Source organism: Micromonospora echinofusca (assembly GCF_017614955.1).
Taxonomy (GTDB): Bacteria; Actinomycetota; Actinomycetes; order Mycobacteriales; family Micromonosporaceae; genus Micromonospora; species Micromonospora echinofusca_A.
This window is the reverse complement of the sequence record NZ_WVUH01000106.1, coordinates 1-19,912: the sequence shown is the minus strand read 5'-3', so window position 1 is coordinate 19,912 and position 19,912 is coordinate 1. Positions and strand designations below refer to the sequence as shown.

Here is a 19,912-nt window from a genome sequence, read left to right as displayed (position 1 = left end):
GGCGGTACGCTCGTTGACCCCGACCTGCTGCGCGGCACGACGTCGGGCAACTCCCTGTTCACGCAGGCGTTCGTACTCATCCCGGCGGGGATGACGCCGCGAGACGGACATCGAGCCGCGACTCGCCAGACGAGCCCACCTGTACCCGGTGTTCCGGTTGACACCAACCTCACACGCAGCCACGGGCACACTGCCGACGCGATCGAGAACCTCGAAGAACTTCGCCTTGAGTTCCACGGAAACGGACACGGTCCTCGCAACCCCCAGAAGATCCGGGTGTTGCGAGGACCACTAGACCCCAAGCGTTAAGAAGGGGCCCTTCCTTACACTGGGGCGGTGGCTGAGTTGACGTATGCCGAGGTGGGTGCCACCCGGAGTGAGGCGGCGTTGCCGGCCGGCTACAGCCATCTGCGGCACCGGGTACGCCTGCCGGACGGCAGTCTCGCCTCAGCCGGGGAGGCGGTGCTCAGCTGGCGACTGCACCGGACCGCCGGGGTACGCATCGACGCCACCGCGCCCCGCGCCGAGCCCGGCGTGGCGGTCACCGTCGGGGTGGGGGTGGGCCCGCTGCGGCTGTGGGGACCGTGCCGGGTGGTCTGGGCGGTCGCCGACGATCGGCAGGTCGGTTTCGGGTACGGCACGCTGCCGGGGCACCCGGAACGCGGCGAGGAGGCGTTCCTGGTGGAGCGGGGCGACGCGGGCGCGGTCTGGTTCACCGTCCGCGCGTTCAGTGTCCCGGACCGCTGGTTCACCCGGGCCGGCGGGCCGGTCGTCCGGGTCTTCCAGTCCGGGTACGCCTGGTGGCTCGGACGTACCCTGCGGCGGCTCTGTGCGGGTGTGACCGGTTAGACCGCCCGACGCGACCGGCGGGGCGTCCGACGACCGGAGGGTGTGGCCGGGCGGTGCCGGCCGTCGCGGTGGCGGGCCGCCGGTCCGGGCGTACCGGGGGCCGGTACCTCGGTTCGGCCGCCCACGACCCGACACCGTGCGTAGTCATCGGCTCAGATGGGGCAGGTGTTACCGAACGTCATGCCCGCCGTGGGGTGAGGATGGGTTACTCGCGTCCTTTGCTCTGCTTCAGCGACGGCAACACCCGCTGAGCTGGGGACATTTCGCGGCCCGATTAGGCGACGGGTGGTCAGATGGCAACGCTGAGTTGCTGTTTCCTCGGCTGAAGCAGAGCAAAGGGGGTGAGGGTGGGTCGTGCATCCCGGTGGGCTGATTGCTCTGGGTGAAAGAGAGGGCGTGGTCGGGCCGGCGTCGGTCGGGTAGCGGCGGTTGGCCGTGCGCCGGAGCGGACCCGGGGAAGCAGGGCCGGCGGGAGCAGGGCCGGCGGGAGCGGACCCGGGCGCGGAGCGGGCCGGAGGGCGTGGCCAGCGAGGTGGCCAACGGGGTGGTCAGTAGCGGGCGAAGGACCGGAGCGGCATTCTCGGCCCGAACCGGGGCGCCTGCACCGCAGCGGCGGCCAGCAGCACGCAGACCCGCCCCCGGTGCCCCCGGAACGGCTCCAACAGGGCCAGCATCCGGGCGTCGTCACCGCGTGCCTCACCGGCCAGCGCCCAGGCCACCGTGTTCGGTACGTGGTAGTCGCCGACGCTCACCGCGTCCGGGTCGCCGTACGCGATCCGGACCACCTCGGCGGCGGTCCACGGCCCGATGCCGGCGATCGCGGTCAACCGGCGGGTCGCCTCGGCGGCATCCGCGCAGCGCTCCAGCCGGTCGGCGACGGCGGCGGCCCGGCGCAGGGTCTCCGCGCGCCGCTGCTCCACCCCGAACGGATGGAAGACCCAGTACGGCTGGGCGGCGACCACGGCCGGCTCGGGCGGCACCCACAGCGGGTGCAGCGGACCGGGCGCCGGCTCACCGAGGCGACGCACCGTCGCCGAGTACGCCCGGAACGCCTCCTTCCCGGTGACCTTCTGCTCCAGGACGGCCCGCAGCAGCCGGGGGAAGACCTGCCCGGTGGCCGGCATCCGCAGTCCGGCGTGCCGGTGCGCGAGCCGGGCCACCACAGGATGGGCCCCGGCCAGCGCGGCGAACCCGGTCAGGTCGTCGCGCAGCCCGGCGATCCCGTCGGCCCGGTCGACCAGCCAGCCCGCCCCGGGCCCGTACCCGTCGGCGACCAGCTCCGCGCCGTGGCGGTACAGCGCCAGGGTCGCCGGCCCGTCGGGGGTACGGGTGGCGAACCAGCAGGTGCCGGCCACGATCCGGACGCACGGGTCGTGCGCGCCCATGGCCAGCGCCCGCACCGTACCGGCGAAGTCGTACCCGGCCGGCGGGTGCAGGGTCCGGTTCACCGCCGGTCCGGTCCCGGTCATCTGCGGAAGATACCTTCCGGCGGGGGCGCGGAGGCGGTGGCGGTCTCGTCCGGCACCGGCGTCGCTCCACCGACGAACCGGTCCAACTCGTCGTCGGCGACCACCCGCCCCGGGAACCAGTCCCCGGCGGCCCGCCGGGTCAGCGCCGCCACTGGCAGGTCGGTCCGCCCGGCGAGCAGCACCAGGTTGCCGTACCGCCGGCCGCGCAGCACCGCCGCGTCAGCCACCAGCGCAGCCCGGGGCAGCACCGACCGGACCGTGGCCACCTGGGCGCGGGCGTGCCGCAGCGGCGGACCGTCCGCCACGTTCAGCAGGTAGTGTCCGCCCGGGGTAAGCACCCGCGCCACCTGCGCGGCGAACTCCACCGAGGTCAGGTGCGCCGGGGTACGCGCACCGGCGAACACGTCGGCGACCACCAGGTCGACCGAGGCGTCCCGGGTCGACTCCACCGCCTGCCGGGCGTCGGCCACCCGGACCCGGAGCCGGGCGTCCGCCGGCCAGGGCAGTGCCTGCCGGACCAGCTCCACCAGTGCACCGTCGACCTCCACCGCGCGCTGCGTCGAGCCGGGCCGGGTGACCGCGACGTACCGGGGCAGGGTCAACGCGCCGCCGCCGAGGTGCAGCACCCGCAGCGGGGCCCCCGCCGGGGCGATCAGGTCGATCGCGGCGGCCATCCGCCGGACGTACTCGAACTCCAGGTGCGTCGGATCGGTCAGGTCCACGTGCGACTGCGGCGCCCCGTCGAGCAGCAGGGTGTACGCCCCCGCCCGGTCCGGGTCCGGCACCAGCTCGGCGGTACCGCTGTCCACCTGGGCGACCGTTCGTTCGGTGCCCCGTTTCCGACCCATTGCCGACTACCGCCGTCCGCCCCGACGGACCGTCGAGGTGAGGACCCGGTGCAGCAGCCGGCCGTCGCCGAGCATCGCCCGCAGCCGGCGTTCCAGACCGGCGATCGGGACGAGGTTCTGCGGGGCGCGGGGGTCCTTGTAGGGGCTGGAGGCGAACCGGGGCAGCGTCACCAGTGACAGGTCGGCCAACCCGATCGCCTCCTCGGCGGTCAGGTCGGGGGAGCACTCGACCCGGACGATGCCGGCCCACGGGGCGCCGGTGGACACCGGCAGGCGGAGGTACCACGACCAGCCGCCCCACGACGTACGCAGGGCGAACACCGGGGACCGCTGCCCCGACGCCATCCGGGTCACCACCGAGGTCAGCCGGGCGTCGAGGTACTGCGAGTGCTGGGTCTTGATGTACCCGATGGCGCGGGGCAGCCGGCGGCGGTTACGCAACGGCCCGTCCACCACCAGCAGGTCACCGTCGGTGCGGGCGGCCCCGGAGACCGCCACCTCCAGCTCGGTCAGCGGCCCCTGCACAGCCGCCTGGAGCCGGGCCAGTTCACCGGTACCGCCGACCCGGTGCACCGGGTAGCGGATCTGCCCGGCGACCACGTCCCCGGCCGACGGGCTGGCGGTGAACAGGCCCCGGCCGACCCGGGCACCGGCCAGCGCGGCGGCCCCCCGGCCCAGGTCGCAGCGGACCACCCCGGCGGCGTACGAGGCGGCCACGCCCGGGTACGAGGCGCCGTCCGGTTCCGCCGTCCAGAGGCTCGCGTCGATCCGGCGTACCCCGTCGACGAGTAGCACCACCTCCGGGGCCGGTACCCCCGGCGCCGGGTCGACCGGTCGCCACTCGGCCGCCGGGATCTCCACCGACGGGTCGACCGGGGTGCTGCTCGGGGTGGCCGGGCCACCGCCGGCCGCCTCGAACGAGGCACCGAAGGACGGATCCCAGGAGTCGACGAAGAGCTGCGTCTCGTCGGTCACCGCGTCGGCCTTCCGTTCGCGGCTGCGGGGCTCGCAAGCTCGCTCCTCGCGCTCACAGGCCGGTCCGTTCCACGCGGGCCGTCCGGGCGTCCTTGTGTACCTGGAAACGGACCGGCACCCGCTCGGCCAGCGCGGGCACGTGGGTGACCACGCCGACCATCCGGTCACCCCGGGCGGCCAGGTTTTCCAGGGTGGCCGCCACCACGTCCAGGGTGGCCGCGTCGAGGGTGCCGAACCCCTCGTCGAGCACGATCGACTCCAGGCTCGCCGCCGTGGTGGACATGCCGGCCAACTGCTCGGAGAGCGCCAGCGCCAGGGCCAGCGACGCCTGGAACGTCTCCCCACCGGACAGGGTCCGCACCCCCCGGCGCAGCCCCGCGTCGTGGTGGTCGACGACGAAGAACTCGCCCTTGTCGTGCATCAGCTCGTACTGGCCGCCGGAGAGTTCCCGCAGGATCGTGGACGCCCCGTCGACCAGCAGGTCCAGCGCCTCGGCGAGCAGCCACCGTTCGAAGTTGTTGGCCCGCAGGTGACCGGCGAGGGCCCGGGCGACCCGGGCGGCCCGTTCGTGCTCGCCCCGCTGCTCGTGCAGCCGGTCCGCCTCGGCGCGCCGCTCCACCAGCCGCCGGTGGGCCGAGTCGGCGCGCTCCACCGCGATCGTGGCGGCGCGTACCGGATCGTCGTCGGGGGTGAGCCCGGCGGCGGTGAACAGGCCGGCGATGCGCTCCCGGGCGCTTCCGCTGGCCGTGCGGGACGCGTCGACCGCCGCCGCCCGGACGGTGCGGTCGGCGCGGCGCCGGTCGACGGCGCCGGTGGCCCAGTCGGCGAGGGTCGCCCAGGCGGCGGTCAGGTCGTCCCGGTCGGCGGCGGGCGGGCCGAGCCGGGCCACCCCGTCCCGGGCGGTGTCGAAGGCCCGCCAGGCGGTGCGCAGCCGTTCCTCACTGCTCTCCACGGCGGCGCGGGCCCGGCGGGCGACCTCCCGGGCGGACCGGACGGCCGCCCCGGCGGCCTCCAGTTCGTCGCGGAGCGCCCGGTGGGCGTCCCGTTCCCGGCGCAGCGCCGCCGGGCCGGGGGAGTCGGCGAGCCGGACGGTCAGCGCGCGGAGCTGCTCGTCGAGCTGCTCGCACCGGTTGCGGGCCCGGTCCCGGACCCGCTCGGCGTCCCGGGCGGCCCGGTCCCGCTCGTCGACCTGTCGGGCGGCGGCCTCGGCGGCGGCCCGGGCGGCATGTCCGGCGGCCTCGGCGGCCGGGACCGCCGACCCGGCCGGCAACGGTGGCACCTCGGTCACCGGTCGGGTGCAGACCGGGCAGGCCGCCCCGGCGGTGAGGTGGGCGCGCAGGGCGGCGGCCCGGTCGGTGGCCTGCGCCTCCTGGTAGGCCCGGCGGGCGGCCTCCAACTCGGCGTCGGCGGTGGCCCGGGTGTCCCGCGCGACGGTCAGCGCGGCCTGGGCCGCCGCGTGCGCGGCCTCGGCGCGGCGCAGGGCGTCCCGTGCGGTGTCCGCCTCGGTGGCGAGCCGGTCGGCGTCGGCGTGGGCGCCCAGCAGCAGGCTCACCTCGGCCGGGTCACCGGCGGCGGCCAGTTCGCCCCGGAGTTTCTCCTCCCGTTCCTCGGCCTGGGTGACCGTCGCGTGCGCCTCGGTTGCCGTGGTGCGGGCGTCCGCCACCGCGCGGGCGATCTCACCCACCCCGGCCGGCGGCCGGAGCCGGTCCAGCTCGGCCAGCTCGGCGTCGAGCGCGGCCAGTCCGGCTTCGGCGGCGGCCACCGCCGCCAGGGTCCGCTCCAGTTCCGGTACGGCGGCGTCGACCTCGGCCGCGAGCCGGCGCATCGCCACCACCCCGGCCTCGGCGGCGGCCAGGGCGTCGTCGTCGGCGTCGCGCAGCCGGTCGAGTTCCTGGTCGATGACCCCGAGCCGGGCCTCGGCCTCGGCGGCCCGGGCGGTCGCCTTCTTCTGCACCTCCTCGTAGACACCGAGGCCGAGCAGGTTGACCAGGATCTGCTGCCGGGTGGCGGGTTTGGCGTGCAGGAAGTCCGCGAACTGCCCCTGCGGCAGCACCACACAGCTGGTGAACTGCTCGTACGGCAATCCGACCGCGTCGAGCACGGCCTGTTCCATCTCGGCCGGGGTGCCGGCCAGCACCTCACCCAGGTCGTCCGGGCTCATCCCGGTGTCGAGTTTGGTCACGTCGAAGCCGGTCGGCATGAGCTGGAGCCCCGCGTTACCGGTCTTGACGTTGCCCCGACCGTCCCGGCGGACCACCCGCGTCGCCACGTACCGGTCCCCGGCGGACTCGAAGACCAGCCGGACCCGCGCCTCGGTGGCCGACGGCGCGAGCGCGTTGGCGATGCCCCGACTGCTCGCCCAGCGGGGCACCGTGCCGTAGAGCGCGAAGCAGATCGCGTCCAGCACCGTCGACTTGCCGGAGCCGGTCGGGCCGACCAGCGCGAAGAAGTCCGCGTCGGTGAAGTCGACGGTGGTCTCCTCGCGGAACGCCGCGAAGCCCGCCATGTCCAGCCGCAGTGGACGCATCAGGCGTCCACCTCCTCGATCAGCTCACCGAAGAGCTCGCGTACCCCGTCGTCGGCCTGACCCCGGCTGGCGAGGTAGTCGCCGAACAGGTCGGCGGGGGAGCGGCCGGCCCGCTGGGCGGCCCGGGCCCGGCTGGCCGGGGTGGGCAGCATGGCCGGGTCGACCCGGACCTCCAGGGCCCGGGGGAGCAGGTCCTGCACCTCCTCGCGCAGCCCGGCCCGGGGCGGCTCCCGGACGATCACCCGCAGCCAGGCGTCACCCGGGTCGACGGCGGCCAGCTCGGCGAGGGTGCCCCGGACGGTACGCAGCGGCACCGCCGTCGCGACCGGTACCTCCCGGACCCGGGCGGCGGTGCTGGCGGTCACCTCGACCAGGGTCACCGAGGGGACGTTCTCCTCCTCGCCGAAGTCCACCGCGAGCGGGCTGCCAGAGTAGCGGATCGGGCAGGGACCGTGCACCTTCTGCGACCGGTGCAGGTGACCCAACGCCACGTAGTGCGCGGTGCCCGGGAAGACGGTGGCCGGTACGGCGTAGCCGAGGACGGTGTGCGCCTCGCGTTCCCCGCCGCCGACCGCCGCGCCGACCACGGTCAGGTGCGCGGTGAGCAGGTGTACCCGGTCCGGTTCGGTGAACCCCTCGGCGAGCCGGCCGATCAGGCGGGCCAGGTGGTCGGCGTACGTCTGGTGCGCCTCGGCGGCGGTCAGCTCGTACATCTCCACCGCGCGGACCGCGTACCGCTGGGACAGGAAGGGCAGGGCGACCACCTGCCAGCGCTCCCCGTCGGCGGTGACCCCGTCGACGATGTGCTCGGCGGGGTTGTCCCGGACACTGCCGCGCAGCACGATCCCGGCCGCCTCGGCCCAGGGCCGCAGCGCGTCCAGCGCCGGGCCGTTGTCGTGGTTGCCGCCGATCGCCACCACCGCCGCGCCGCTGCCGCGCAGCGCGGTCAGCGCCCGGGTGACCAGTCGGGTGGCGTCCGGGGTGGGGGCGGCGGTGTCGTAGAGGTCCCCGGCGACGATCACCAGGTCAGGATGCTCGGCGCGGGCGATCTCCACCACCTGGCCGAGGACGCGCTTGTGCTCCTCGTAGCGGGACTGGCCCTTGAGCACCTTGCCGACGTGCCAGTCCGAGGTGTGCAGGATCTTCACGGTGCCGCCTAGAAGGGGATGTCGTCGTCGGCCGGACCGCCGGAGCCGATCACGGCGAACGGGTCGGCCGCCTGGGTGATCGAGCGCAGCGTCTCCGACGGGGCCCGGCCCGCCTCGGAGACCCGGGTGGCCCAGGCCGGGAAGGGGAACTCCAGGCAGAGCGGCACCGGGATGTCCGGCTGGTTGACGAACATGGTGCCCGGCTTGGCGAGCAGGGCGCGCTGCCGTTGGGCGGGAGGGAGGAACCCGTACTCCGGGCGGGACGCCTCGGCCGGGTCGAGCCGGCCCACCACCCGGATCGCCGAGTTGGTGACGATCCGCCGCTCCACCTCGCTGGCGGTCTGCTGGGCGCCGATCAGGATCACCCCGAGGGAACGTCCGCGTTCGGCGATGTCGAGCAGCACCTCCTTGATCGGCGAGGAGCCCTCGCGGGGGGCGTACTTGTTGAGTTCGTCCAGCACGACGAAGAGCAACGGCTTCGCGGTGCCGGCCTTCTCCTTGCGCTCGAACTCGCTCTTGAGTGTCACACCCACCACGAAGCGCTGTGCCCGGTCCGGCAGGTTGTGCAGGTCGACCACGGTGACCTGGGCGCTCTCCGAGGTGTTGATGGAGTGCGGGCGCCGGGTGGCCAGGTCGCCCCGGATCAGCCGGCTGAGGTCCTTCTTGCTGCCGATCAACCGCCGGGCGAACGCGTTGACCGTGCCGAGGCCGACCGCGCTGCCCGCCCAGTCGGCGCGGGTCTCGTCGTCGTTGAGCTGCTCGACGACGTGGTCGACCAGGTCGGGGTACGAGCCGAGCCGGACCCCGTCGATGCTGATCCCGCCGTCGGCGGGCTGGGCGTACCGGGCCAGGTGGGCGGCGACCGAGTGGACCACCATCGTGTACTGCTGGCGCTCGTCGTCGGCGTCGGCGAAGACGTACGGCAGCAGCCGGTCGGCGCAGAACTCGGTGAGCGTCCAGTAGAAGCTGTCCACCCCGGTCATCCGGCTGCTCACGTCCGGGGTGCCGGAGGCGTCGCCGGCCCGGGGCGGGGCGTGGACGCGCACGTCGGGGAAGGCGCCCGCGCTCAGCCCGAGCCGGGCGTACGCGGCGGTGGTGGCCTCGTCCAGCCGGGCGTTGGGGTGGTCGAGGAAGAGCAGGTCCTCGCCCTTGACGTTGAAGATCAGCGCCTTGGCGTTGACCGCGTCGCCGCCGAGCACACCCGAGCGGAACACCGAGTACAGCAGGAAGGTGGCGAAGCTGGTCTTGGTGGCGACCCCGGAGATGCCGGAGATGCTGACGTGGGCGCCCCGGCTGCCGTCGAGGAAGTCGGCGTTGAGGTAGACCGGCACCCCGTCGCGCCCCATGCCCATCGGGATGCGTCGTTCCATCCGGTCGAAGTGCAGGGCGCGGGCGCGGGCGTCCCCGGCGGCCCGGTAGACCACCGCCCCGGGGGTGGGGGGCACGTACAGCTCCGGGTCGACCCGGGTGGTGGTGATCTCGGCGGCCTCCTGCACCTGGGCCGGCAGGGTGCCGTCGGCGATGGCGAAGACGTCGGAGTCGAACTGGGCACCCTCGTGCCGGGCGCGGACCCCGGTGACCACGCCGGCGATGGTGACCGGCTCCCGGTCGGGCAGCTCCCGGTGGGTGACCACCACGTCGTCGAGCTGGAGGTAGCTGTCCGGGGAGACGGCCGTCCAGAAGGTGAGCGGGGTGGCGTCGGCGGTGCCCAGCACCCGGCCGACCCGCTCGCCGGCCCCGTCCGGATCGCCCTCGTGGGCCGGCCCGCCCGGCCCGGTCAGCTCGATCGTCATCGGGTCACCCCGCTCCGGGAGGGGATCAGGTCATGGTGCACGCCCTGCATCCTGCCCGAGCCGTACGACAGGTTGCCACGCGACGCGGCGCAGGACACCAAACCGGTGCGTACCGCTGACCGACCGTGTGTCGGGGGCGACCCGCCGTGACGGGCGCGCGTGGCCCGGATGACGGCGGGACGTTGTGCGAAATTTGTTCATCAATTTATGAACTTAAATTTAAAGACGATGTTCACCGGTGCGTCATGAGCTGCCCGATCGGCATTGTCACGGCATCTCGAAGATCCCCATTCTTATAGACATATGTCTAACGATCGATACGATCGCCATGCTCCGCCCTCCGTGGCGGTCACCCCCGGCCGGTGCTGCTCCGCTCCGCCGGCCGACAGTCCGGTCGGCGCCGCTCCACCCCGCCGGCCGATCGCCCGTCGCCCTCCGGCGGGCCGTCTGTGATGAAGGGATGCTCCATGCGTCGACGTACCGTCCTCGGCGGGTTGGTCACCGCCGCCCTCGTCCTCACCAGCGCGCCACTCGCCGCCTCCGCCGCACCGCCCACCGACGTCCTGACCCGCGCGGTCGGGCAGCTCCGGGCGCACGCCGACCACGCCCGCGTCGGCGCCGAGCAGTCCTTCACCCTCCAGAACGTCCTCACCGACCCGGACGGTACCGAGCACGTCCGGCTGCACCGCTACTACGGCGGCCTGCCGGTGCTCGGCGGCGACCTCGTCGTGCACCTGGGCAAGGGCAACACCTGGCGCGGTACCAGCCAGACCCTCGGCACCACCCCCCGGCTGTCCCGCCAGGCCCGGATCGACGCCGCAGCCGCCGGTACGGTGGCACTGGCCGCCTCCACCGCCACCGACCGCCGGGTGGACGGCAGTCAACTGGTCGTCGACGCGCACAGCGGTACGCCGGCCCTGGCCTACGAGGTGGTCGTCGGCGGGGTGCACGCCGACCAGACCCCCAGCGAGCTGCACGTCCTGGTGGACGCGACCACCGGCGCGGTACGCCGCACCTGGGAGGGCATCCACCGCGACGGGGTGGGCAACACCCTCCACTCCGGGCAGGTGCCGGTGGGTACCACGCTGGCGAGCGGCACCTACCAGCTCAACGACGGCGCCCGGGGCGGACACAAGACGTACGACCTGAACGGTCGCCGCTTCGGTACCGGCACGATCGTCACCTCGACCACCAACGTCTTCGGCGACGGCACCCTGGCCAACCGGGCCACCACCGCCGCCGACGCCCACTTCGGGGCGGCGGTGACCTGGGACTACTACAAGAACGTGCACGGCCGCAACGGCATCCGCAACGACGGGGTCGCCGCGTACAGCCGGGTGCACTACGGCGCCAACTACGTGAACGCGTTCTGGAGCGACAGCTGCTTCTGCATGACCTACGGTGACGGCGACGCCGCGCAGGGCTGGCGTCCGCTGACCTCGCTGGACGTCGCCGGGCACGAGATGACCCACGGGGTCACCAGCAACACCGCCGGCCTGGTCTACAGCGGCGAGTCCGGCGGCCTCAACGAGGCCACCAGCGACATCTTCGGCACCCTGGTCGAGTTCTACGCGGCCAACGCGAACGACCCGGCCGACTACCTGATCGGCGAGGAACTGCGCACCAGCGGGGTGCCGCTGCGCTACATGGACCAGCCGTCCAAGGACGGGTCGTCGAAGGACTGCTGGTACAGCGGCATCGGCAGCATCGACGTGCACTACTCCTCCGGGGTGGGCAACCACTTCTTCTACCTGCTCGCGGTCGGCAGCGGCTCCTCGTCGTACGGCAACAGCCCGACCTGCAACGGCAGCACCGTCACCGGCATCGGCAACGCCAAGGCCGGTGCCATCTGGTACCGCGCGTTGACCCGCTACATGACCTCCAACACCAACTACGCCGGCGCCCGGACCGCCACCCTCTCCGCGGCCACCGACCTCTACGGCGCGGGCAGCACCGAGTACGCCACCGTCGCCGCCGCCTGGTCTGCGGTGGGCGTCAACTGACCCGTCCGGTACCTCTCCGGGGGGTCGGCGTCACGCCGGCCCCCCGGACCCGGTGACTCCCCGTCCCGGTCCGGAACCGCGATTACCGCCCCCGGAGCGGGGCGTTCGCGCGATCCTGGGAGCCGGGTCGGAGGAACCGGGCGAGGGGGAGTACGGGTGCGACTGCCGGACCGTCGGACCACGCTGCTGCTGGTCGTCGCCGCCGTACCCCCGGCGGTCGAGGTGGGGCTCCTGGTCTGGCTCAACCTCCAGGCGGCGGAGGGGCTCGCCCCGCAGGCCAGTGCCGTCTGGCCGTACGACTCGTACCACGACCTGCGGTGGCTGCTGGTCTACCACAGCTCGTGGGCCGGGTTCGTGGTCGAGTTCCTGGTCGTCGCCGTGCTGCGGGTGGTGCTCTCCGTGGCGCTCATCGCATTGGCCTGGCCGGTCGGGACGCACCGTCCCTCGTGGGGGTGGCTGTTCCAGCGCAACACCGTGGTCACCCTGCTCGCCGCACTGATCATCGCGCCGTGGGCGGCGCTCTCGGTGGCCGCCGCCGGCGTCGCCCTCTCCTGGTACCTGCTCGCGTCCCTGCTCCCGCTGCTGGTCCTCGCCCCGTTCCTGCAACGGGCCGTGGTGGTGGCCGACTGGTGGCGGGGGCTGCCGTCGATCGAGCTGACCGGCTGGACCAGCCTGAACTTCGTGCTGCTCACCGTCGCCGGAGCGGCGACCTCCAGCGGCGTCGGCTGGTGGGCGGTGCCGATCGCCGCGCTCGCCGGGGTGGCCAACGGCCTGCTCTGGAAACGGACCGTGTCGGCCGCCCTCCTGCCCCGGCGGATCCTTCTCTACCGGGTGCCGGTCGCTCCGCTGGCCGTCGTGCTGGTCATGGTCAGCCCGGTGGTCGCCCAGGGGGTCATCGGGGTCAACGCGGGTACCCGTGGCGAGTGGCGGCCTCCGGTACTCAGCCAGTCGCTGCCCGCAGACATCGACCGGGCGGTGATCGTCCTCGCCGGCTACGCCTCCCACTACAACGGCCAGCCGGCCGCCGACCCCTTCGTGGAGCGCTTCTCCTACCGGGGACTCGACGGGCAGGGGCGGCCGTTGCCGTACGAACCGCAGGCCACCCAGCAGGCACTGGGCACCAGCGCCGACCTCCTCTCCGCCCACGTCGACGCGCTGCACCGCCGGACCGGGCGGCGGATCGTCCTGCTCGGGCAGAGCGAGGGGGCCATGGTGGCCCGTACCTACCTGGCGAAACGGCCCCGCTCCCCGGTGGACACGGTCCTGCTGTTCAGTCCGCTGGTCCGGGCCGGGCGTACCTACTACCCGCCGCCGGACCAGCAGACCGGCTGGGGTGTCGCGGCCGGATGGCTGCTCCGGGGGATCTTCGGGTTGGCGAACCTGACCAAGCCGGTGAAGGACGACCCGGACGGGCCGTTCGTCCGCTCGATCCTGGACAACGCGCCGTTCTACCGCAACCAGACGCTCTGCCCGGTACCGGGCGTGGTGATGGTGGCGTTCGTGCCGACGGTCACCGCCGCCGAGTCGCCCCCCGGCGAGTACGCGGACATCCCGGTCTTCCAGCTCCCGGCCTTCCACGGCGGGATCATCGGCCGGGCGGTCGCCCAGCGTCGGCTGGTGGAGATCCTGCGGGGCGTCGCCGTCGAGGACCGCCGGGCGGAGTACGCCCCGTTGCAGCGGCTCGCCGCCGCCTGGCAGGCGCCGCCGCTGGCGCTCTCCCTCAACCCGGTGTGGCGCGATCCCACCGGCCCCGATCCGGCCCGGACCGGCAAGGTGTGTGAGACCAGCCGATCACCCCGGTAGCCGTGGCCAGAGCCGCCCGTGCCGGACCAGGATCAGGACGGCGCCGGCCTCCAGGCCGATCGCGAGCAGGGCGCGCAGCGGCTCGTAGGGCAGGAAGAGCAGGTCGACGACGATGCTGACGCCGACCACGCCGCTGCCGAGCGGTGCCGTCCACCGGCGGTCCGTCATGATCATCAGGCTGGCTGCCGTGGTGATCGCCGCGATCACCAGGTGCAGGGCGATCCAGCCACTGGTGTGCAGGTGGTGGATGCCCCTTTCGGTGATCAGGACGTACGGCTCCGAGGCGAGCCTGCCGAGGCCGGCGAGCAGGTCGAGCAGACCGGCGAGGCCGACCAGGCTGCCGGCGAGCAGGGCGGGACGTCCCGGTGCCCGGCCACCGTCCCGCACCGCCGCCATCGGGCCCCTCCTGTCGCCTGGTCCGGTCGGTACCCCGACGGGCCGGACCGGCCGTACCCGTCGACGGGCCGGACCGGCCGTTCCCCGGCCGCCTCTGGCCAGGCTATGTGCGGTCGCCGGTACGCGGTGGGTGTTCCGCTGCCTCCGAGGGAGCCGGCGGGCCGGCGCCGACCAGCCCCGATGCTGACCGGCCGGCACCAACCGGCCGGACCCGGCCTTCCGGGCGACCCGGGGATAGGGGAAAACGCCGAGTGACTGGGGTTGTCGCGCGGAGTGGTGTAAACCAGTCTGGTGGCGTCAATCCCGCTCCGTGGCTTTCTGCTACTTCCGTGGCTTTTGTCGGGGCTGGTCGGTCGGTAGGAGGAGAACCCATGTCGCAGCGGACGTCGGTGCCCCAGCGGGGTGTCGTCGCAGCGCTGCTGCTGTTGATGGTCCTGGGTACCACCGGGATCCAGGCGCTCTGCCACCCGCACGGCGGACCCGACCACGGTCACCACCATGTGCACGAGCACCAGCAGCTCGGACACCGCTACCTGGCGGTCCTCCACCTGGCGGGGCCGGGGGCGGACCGCCTGCACTGCCCGGCCGACGGGCCCTCGGGCCACCCCGACGCACGGTCCGGCGCCGCGTCGGCCGCGCACCCGGAAACCCCGTCGGACCACCAGGCCCCGTCGGCGGGCAACGTCGCCGGCCCCGGCCGGTCGGTCGCGCCGGCGCCACCATCGTGCTGCGCGGAGATCCCGATCCTCGTGGCCGCCGGTGCGCCACCCGCCACCGATCTGGTGTCACCGGCTGTCGTCGACCCGGCACCGGCCACCCCGCCCGACGGTACCGGCCGGTACGGGCAGCCTGCCGGTACCGCACCGCCCCCCGCCCTCGGCCTACGTCTGGCACAGCTCTCTGTCTCGCGGAGATGACGGTCCCCGCCCGGTGAGCCTCGGCGCCCCGCCGAAGCGCTCCACCGCGCTGTCCGCCATCACCCGACGCCTGTCACAGAGAGACCACCAACCATGAATCTCGTCCGTACCGCCCTGCCCGGCATCGCCCACCGCGCCACGCTCCAGCCGGCCCTGGCCGCACCGAGCCTGCTCGAACTGGTCGGCAACACGCCGCTGCTGTGGATGCCCGAACTCAGCGGCGCGAGCAACGCCGGTTTCTGGGCCAAACTGGAGGGACACAACCCGGGCGGGATCAAGGACCGACCCGGCCTGCACCTGCTGCGCCGTGCCCGGGAACGGGGCGAACTCGCCCCGGGGGCCCCGGTCGTCGAGTCGACCTCCGGCACCCTCGGGCTCGGTCTGGCCCTGGCCGGCATGATCTACGGTCACCCGGTCACCCTGGTCACCGACCCCGGCATGGAGCCGTCGATGCGGTACCTGCTCAGCGCGTACGGCGCCCGGGTGGACGTGGTCGAGCGACCCCACCCCACCGGGGGCTGGCAGCAGGCCCGCCGGGACCGGGTCGCCGAACTCGTCGCGGCCCGACCCGGCGCGTTCTGCCCGGACCAGTACCACAACCCGGACAACGTCGGCGCGTACCGGGAACTGGGCCTGGAACTGACCGCCCAGCTCGACCGGATCGACGTTCTGGTGTGCAGTGTCGGTACCGGCGGCCACAGCGCCGGCATCTCCCGGGTGCTGCGCCCGTTCCACCCGGACATGCGGCTGGTCGGCGTGGACACCGTCGGGTCGACGATCTTCGGTCAGCCGGCCCGACCGAGGTTGATGCGCGGTCTCGGCAGCAGCATCTACCCCCGCAACGTCGACTACGACGCCTTCGCCGAGGTGCACTGGGTCGCCCCGGCGGAGTCGGTCTGGGCGAGCCGCCGGCTCGCCAGCGGCCGGTACGTCACCGGCGGCTGGAGCGTCGGGGCGGTGGCACTGGTCGCCTCCTGGCTGGCCCGGACGATGCCGGCCGACACCCGGATCGTGGCGGTCTTCCCCGACGGGCCGCAGCGGTACGCCGAGACCGTCTTCAACGACACCTACTGCCGGCAGCACGATCTGCTGGACCGTCCCCCGGCCGGCGCGCCGGAGGAGGTCGACCACCCGACCGAGCGGGAGGTCGTCCGGTGGACCCGCTGCGCCAACGTGCTGGACCCGACTGCGGTCCCCGCGCAGGGAACGGAGAGCCGGGCGGCGAGCGGCGGGGTACCGGCATGACGGCCACCATCCGCCAGTTCCGGTCGTTCAACCGGCCGGTCCAGCTCCTGCTGGTCAATCAGCTCACCATCAACGTCGGCTTCTACATGCTGATGCCCTACCTGGCCGGCTACCTCTCCGGCGAGCTGGCGCTGGCCGCCTGGACGGTCGGCCTGATCCTCGGCGTGCGCAACCTCAGCCAGCAGGGGGTCTTCCTGATCGGCGGCAGCCTCGCCGACCGGCTCGGCTACAAGCCGATGATCCTCGCCGGCCTGGCTCTGCGGGTGGTCGGGTTCGCCCTGCTGGGCTTCGTCGAGTCGGTGCCGGCGCTGATCCTGGCGTCCGCGTTGACCGGGCTGGCCGGGGCCCTGTTCAACCCGGCGGTCCGCGCGTACGTCGCCGCGGAGGCCGGCGAGCGCAAGGTCGACGCGTTCGCCGCGTTCAACGTGTTCTACCAGGCGGGCATCCTGCTCGGGCCGCTGGTCGGGCTGGCCCTGCTCGGTGCGGCCTTCCGCTGGGTGTGCCTGGTCGCCGCCGCGCTCTTCGCGCTGCTGCTGGTGCTCCAGGCGCGGGCCCTGCCGGACCGCCGGGCGGTCACCGACCGGCCCGCGCAGAACGTGCTCGCCGACTGGCGGGAGGTGCTGGCCCACCGCCCGTTCCTGCTCTTCTCGCTGGCCATGATCGGTTCGTACGTGCTCAACTTCCAGGTGTACCTGGGACTGCCGATCGAGGTACGCCGGGCGACCGGCGGCGAGGCCGGGATCGCCGTGCTCTTCGCCGTGTCCGGCCTGCTGACCATCGCCGGGCAGGTCCGGTTGACCGCCTGGGTGAAGGCCCGGTGGACCCCCGGGCAGGCCATCACCCGGGGGCTGGTGGTGATGGCGTCGGCGTTCGTGCCGTTGGTTCTCGCCGCCGGTACCCGTCCCGGCGCCGGGCGGGACGGCTGGTTCGGGTACGCCCTCGCGCTCACGCCCACCCTGGCCAGTGCCCTGCTGCTCACCCTGGCGACGATGATCGTCTACCCGTTCGAGATGGCCACCATCGTCGACCTCGCCGGTACGGGCATGGTCGGCACCTACTACGGCCTCTACAGCACGCTCTCCGGGATCGGCGTGGCCGTCGGCAACCTGCTCACCGGGCTGGCCATCGACGTCGGGCGGGACCTGGGTGTGCCCGCGTTGCCCTGGGTGGCCCTGGCGGTCACCGGGCTCGGCTGCGCGGGGGCGGTCGCGGTGCTCGCCCGCCGGGGACAGTTGGTGAACGACCGTCCCCCCGGCACCCCGGCACCGGTGGCCGCCCGGGCGGGCGGCTGACCGCAGGCGGATGTCCCCGGTCGCGGTGTACGTCGTGGCCGGGGACAGCGCCGCGTGCGGTCAGTCCGTCCGGGCGTACCGCAGCAGCAGCGTGCCGTCGGCGGCGGCGAGCGTGTGCCGCAGCCGCATGGTGCGTGGCAGGCTCGGCGGGCCGGCGGTGATCCGGCCGGCGCCCGCCCCGGCGAGCAGCGGCGCCACGGTCAGGCAGACCTCGTCGACCAGGTCGGCGGCGGTGAGCGCGCCGAACAGGTACGGGCCGCCCTCGCAGAGCACCTGGTGCAGGCCCCGGCGGCGCAGTTCGCCCAGCCCGGCGACGAGATCCACCCGGTCGGCGCCGACGCGCAGCAGGTCGGCGACGTCGGTCAGCCCGGGGGGTGCGGTCGCCGCGTCGTGGGTGAGGACCAACGGCCGTACCGGGGCGTCCGCGAACGCCGCGAGCGCCGGGTCGAGGTCCAGGGAACCGGAGACGACCACCAGGGTGGGGTGCTCGGGCAGGCCGTGCTCCTGCCGCCAGGCCCGTCGTCGGGCGTCCAGGCGCAGCGCCCGGTACCCCTCGTGGCGGAGCGTGCCGGCGGCCACCAGCAGTGCGTCGCAGAGCATCCGCAGGGTGCCGAAGACCCGCTTGTCCGGCCCACCGGAGAGCCCGGCCGAGTAGCCGTCCACGCTGACCGCGCCGTCGATGCTGGTCACGAAGTTGACCCGCAGGCGGGGCCGCCCGACGCGGGGGTAGCAGTCGACGATGGCCGCGTCGTCCAGCGGCTCCCCGCTGCTGGCCGGCCAGACCCGGGTGATCGCGGCGGGCTGGTCGGTGGGGTGCCGGGGGCGGTCGGCTCCGGTCATTCGCCGGCCGGCCCGGTGACCGGGGGCGTGGGTCCGGGCGTGCGGTGCTGGCAGTCGCACCAGTTCCGGCCCGGGCAGTCCTCGTGCCGCCGCTCCCGGCACGCTCGGCAGATCATCCTCGCAGCCTAAGCCGCCCGGAGCCGGTCGGCTGCGGGTGCGTGGGTACTTTCGCCGTCCGGTACGCAGGTCGCCATCAACCGGTAACGAAATGGGAACGCTCCCAAGGGCCTATTGACACTCCGATGCCTCCCGGGCACGCTCGTGGGAGCGCTCCCGGGATGTGGTGGCGTAGATCACCGAAGGGCCCCTCGGATCACCGCGGCAACGCCGGTTCCGACCTTCGTGATCAGCACGAACCCGGGTCCCCACGGAGCGCACCGCACCCCCACCACACATGCAAACCGACCTGAGAGGGGTCAGGATGAGCGTCACGCTCCGCCGTCGGCGGTTCGCGGCCATCGCGCTCGCTTCCGTCGCGGTGCTCGCCGTGGGCGCCTGTGGCGACAGCTCCGATTCGAAGGACTCCGGCAACGCCGACGAGCCGATCACGCTCGTCGTCGACGTCTTCGGCGACCAGGGCTTCGGCTACGAGGAGCTCTACAAGCAGTACGAGGCCGAGCACCCGAACGTCAAGATCCAGGAGCGGGGCAAGGGCCTCGGTCTCGGTGACCACAACACCCGGCTGACCCAGCAGATCACCGCCGGGTCCGGGGCCGGTGACGTCGTCGCCCTCGAAGAGGGCACGATCGTGCAGTTCTACGCGCAGGCCGACAAGTTCGTGAACCTCGCCGACCACGGCGCGAACGACCTCAAGGGCAACTTCCTGCCGTGGAAGTGGGAGCAGGGCACCACCCCGGACGGCAAGGTGATCGGCCTCGGCACCGACGTCGGCTCGATGGCCCTGTGCTACCGCAGCGACCTGTTCAAGGCCGCCGGACTGCCCACCGACCGCGAGCAGGTCGGCGCCCTCTGGCCCACCTGGGACGCCTTCATCGAGACCGGCCAGAAGTTCGCCACGGCCGACAAGAAGAACAAGTTCGTCGACTCGGCGACCAACTTCTTCAACGTCGTGCTGATGCAGACCGCTGGCCAGGGCAGCGGCTACACCTACTACGACAAGAGCAACAAGCTGGTCATCGACAGCAACCCGGACGTCAAGGCCGCCTACGACCTGACCACCAAGATGATCGCGGCCGGCCTGTCGAACAACCTCCAGTCGTTCTCCAACGAGTGGAACGCCGGCTTCAAGAACGGCACCTTCGCCACCATCGCCTGCCCCGCCTGGATGACCGGTGTCATCAAGGGCCAGGCCGGCGACTCGGCGGCCGGCAAGTGGGACGTCGCCAAGGCGCCGGGCAACGGCGGTAACTGGGGCGGTTCCTTCCTCGCCGTGCCGAAGTCGAGCAAGCACGCCAAGGAGGCCGCCGAGCTGGTCAAGTTCCTGACCAGCGCCAAGGGCCAGGTCGAGGCGTTCAAGAAGGTCGGTAACCTGCCGTCCTCGCCGCAGGCGCTGGCCGACCCGGCGGTGGCCGACTCCACCAACGACTACTTCAGCAAGGCCCCGGTCGGCAAGATCTTCGCCGCCGGTGCCAGCGAGCTGAAGCCGGTCTACCTGGGCCCGAAGAACAACGCGGTGCGTACCGCCGTGGAGAACACCCTCCGCGCCGTCGAGCAGGGCAAGTCCGCCGACGAGCAGTGGCAGGCAGCGCTGAAGAACGGTGCCGCAGCCGGCAAGTGACCCGGCCGTGACACCACCGGAGCCCGTGGGGCGCCCCGCCGGCCGTCCCTGCTCCGTCCTCCTCGCCCC

General features: G+C 73.5%; 15 protein-coding genes and 1 pseudogene. 7 read left to right on the top strand and 9 right to left on the bottom strand.

What is annotated here, in order from left to right; genetic code table 11:
• Nucleotides 1–237, bottom strand: a pseudogene (locus tag GSF22_RS14385) (IS30 family transposase); the annotation flags it as partial.
• Nucleotides 238–336: 99 nt separating this feature from the next.
• Here GSF22_RS14385 and GSF22_RS14380 point away from each other — a divergent pair.
• Complete coding sequence (locus tag GSF22_RS14380; RefSeq protein WP_208814072.1) at nucleotides 337–849, top strand: DUF1990 family protein; 513 nt, start codon at nucleotides 337–339, stop codon at nucleotides 847–849.
• 548 nt (nucleotides 850–1,397) lie between these two features.
• Here GSF22_RS14380 and GSF22_RS14375 read toward each other — a convergent pair.
• The 6 genes from GSF22_RS14375 to GSF22_RS14350 are packed head-to-tail and all read right to left on the bottom strand — an operon-like array spanning nucleotide 1,398 to nucleotide 9,609.
• Nucleotides 1,398–2,318 (bottom strand): DNA-3-methyladenine glycosylase family protein, encoded by a 921-nt coding sequence (locus GSF22_RS14375; RefSeq protein ID WP_208814071.1) that lies wholly within the window; start codon nucleotides 2,316–2,318, stop codon nucleotides 1,398–1,400.
• On the bottom strand, nucleotides 2,315–3,166 hold the full coding sequence (locus GSF22_RS14370; RefSeq protein WP_208814070.1) for a spermidine synthase: 852 nt from the start codon (nucleotides 3,164–3,166) through the stop codon (nucleotides 2,315–2,317). Before GSF22_RS14370 ends, GSF22_RS14375 begins: the two co-directional genes overlap by 4 nt.
• Before the next feature lie 6 nt (nucleotides 3,167–3,172).
• A complete protein-coding gene (locus GSF22_RS14365) occupies nucleotides 3,173–4,141 on the bottom strand; it encodes a hypothetical protein (protein WP_208814069.1) in 969 nt (322 codons plus the stop codon).
• A gap of 52 nt (nucleotides 4,142–4,193) precedes the next feature.
• Nucleotides 4,194–6,668: an AAA family ATPase gene (locus GSF22_RS14360; RefSeq protein ID WP_208814068.1), complete on the bottom strand. Its 2,475-nt coding sequence runs from the start codon at nucleotides 6,666–6,668 to the stop codon at nucleotides 4,194–4,196.
• Nucleotides 6,668–7,816, bottom strand: coding sequence for an exonuclease SbcCD subunit D (locus GSF22_RS14355; protein ID WP_208814067.1), 1,149 nt, complete (start codon nucleotides 7,814–7,816; stop codon nucleotides 6,668–6,670). The genes GSF22_RS14360 and GSF22_RS14355 overlap by 1 nt, the downstream gene beginning before the upstream one ends.
• Before the next feature lie 8 nt (nucleotides 7,817–7,824).
• Nucleotides 7,825–9,609 (bottom strand): ATP-binding protein, encoded by a 1,785-nt coding sequence (locus tag GSF22_RS14350; protein ID WP_208814066.1) that lies wholly within the window; start codon nucleotides 9,607–9,609, stop codon nucleotides 7,825–7,827.
• A gap of 467 nt (nucleotides 9,610–10,076) precedes the next feature.
• Here GSF22_RS14350 and GSF22_RS14345 point away from each other — a divergent pair, with 467 nt between their 5' ends.
• Nucleotides 10,077–11,612 (top strand): M4 family metallopeptidase, encoded by a 1,536-nt coding sequence (locus GSF22_RS14345; RefSeq protein WP_208814065.1) that lies wholly within the window; start codon nucleotides 10,077–10,079, stop codon nucleotides 11,610–11,612.
• A gap of 156 nt (nucleotides 11,613–11,768) precedes the next feature.
• Nucleotides 11,769–13,415 carry a hypothetical protein gene (locus tag GSF22_RS14340; protein ID WP_307803992.1) on the top strand — a complete coding sequence of 549 codons (1,647 nt, stop codon included), beginning with the start codon at nucleotides 11,769–11,771 and terminating at the stop codon, nucleotides 13,413–13,415.
• Here GSF22_RS14340 and GSF22_RS14335 read toward each other — a convergent pair.
• The gene (locus GSF22_RS14335; protein ID WP_208814064.1) at nucleotides 13,404–13,811 is read right to left on the bottom strand and encodes a DUF7144 family membrane protein; all 408 of its coding nucleotides are present in this window, start codon (nucleotides 13,809–13,811) and stop codon (nucleotides 13,404–13,406) included. The two genes, GSF22_RS14340 and GSF22_RS14335, sit on opposite strands and share 12 nt — an antisense overlap.
• Before the next feature lie 371 nt (nucleotides 13,812–14,182).
• On the opposite strand from GSF22_RS14335, the gene GSF22_RS14330 reads away from it, so the two are divergent.
• The 3 genes from GSF22_RS14330 (at nucleotide 14,183) to GSF22_RS14320 (ending at nucleotide 17,265) form a co-directional block, all read left to right on the top strand.
• On the top strand, nucleotides 14,183–14,728 hold the full coding sequence (locus GSF22_RS14330; protein ID WP_208814063.1) for a hypothetical protein: 546 nt from the start codon (nucleotides 14,183–14,185) through the stop codon (nucleotides 14,726–14,728).
• A 93-nt stretch (nucleotides 14,729–14,821) separates the two neighbouring features.
• Nucleotides 14,822–15,973, top strand: a complete 1,152-nt coding sequence (locus GSF22_RS14325; protein ID WP_208814062.1) for a PLP-dependent cysteine synthase family protein — start codon at nucleotides 14,822–14,824, stop codon at nucleotides 15,971–15,973.
• Entirely contained in the window at nucleotides 15,970–17,265 is a 1,296-nt protein-coding gene (locus tag GSF22_RS14320) for an MFS transporter (protein ID WP_208814061.1), read from the top strand. The genes GSF22_RS14325 and GSF22_RS14320 overlap by 4 nt, the downstream gene beginning before the upstream one ends.
• 60 nt (nucleotides 17,266–17,325) lie before the next feature.
• Here the strand turns inward: GSF22_RS14320 and GSF22_RS14315 are convergent, their stop codons facing one another.
• Nucleotides 17,326–18,105 carry a pyrimidine reductase family protein gene (locus tag GSF22_RS14315; protein ID WP_208814060.1) on the bottom strand — a complete coding sequence of 260 codons (780 nt, stop codon included), beginning with the start codon at nucleotides 18,103–18,105 and terminating at the stop codon, nucleotides 17,326–17,328.
• Nucleotides 18,106–18,526: 421 nt separating this feature from the next.
• Here GSF22_RS14315 and GSF22_RS14310 point away from each other — a divergent pair, with 421 nt between their 5' ends.
• Entirely contained in the window at nucleotides 18,527–19,843 is a 1,317-nt protein-coding gene (locus GSF22_RS14310; RefSeq protein ID WP_208814059.1) for an ABC transporter substrate-binding protein, read from the top strand.
• The last annotated feature ends 69 nt before the right edge of the window (nucleotides 19,844–19,912 follow it).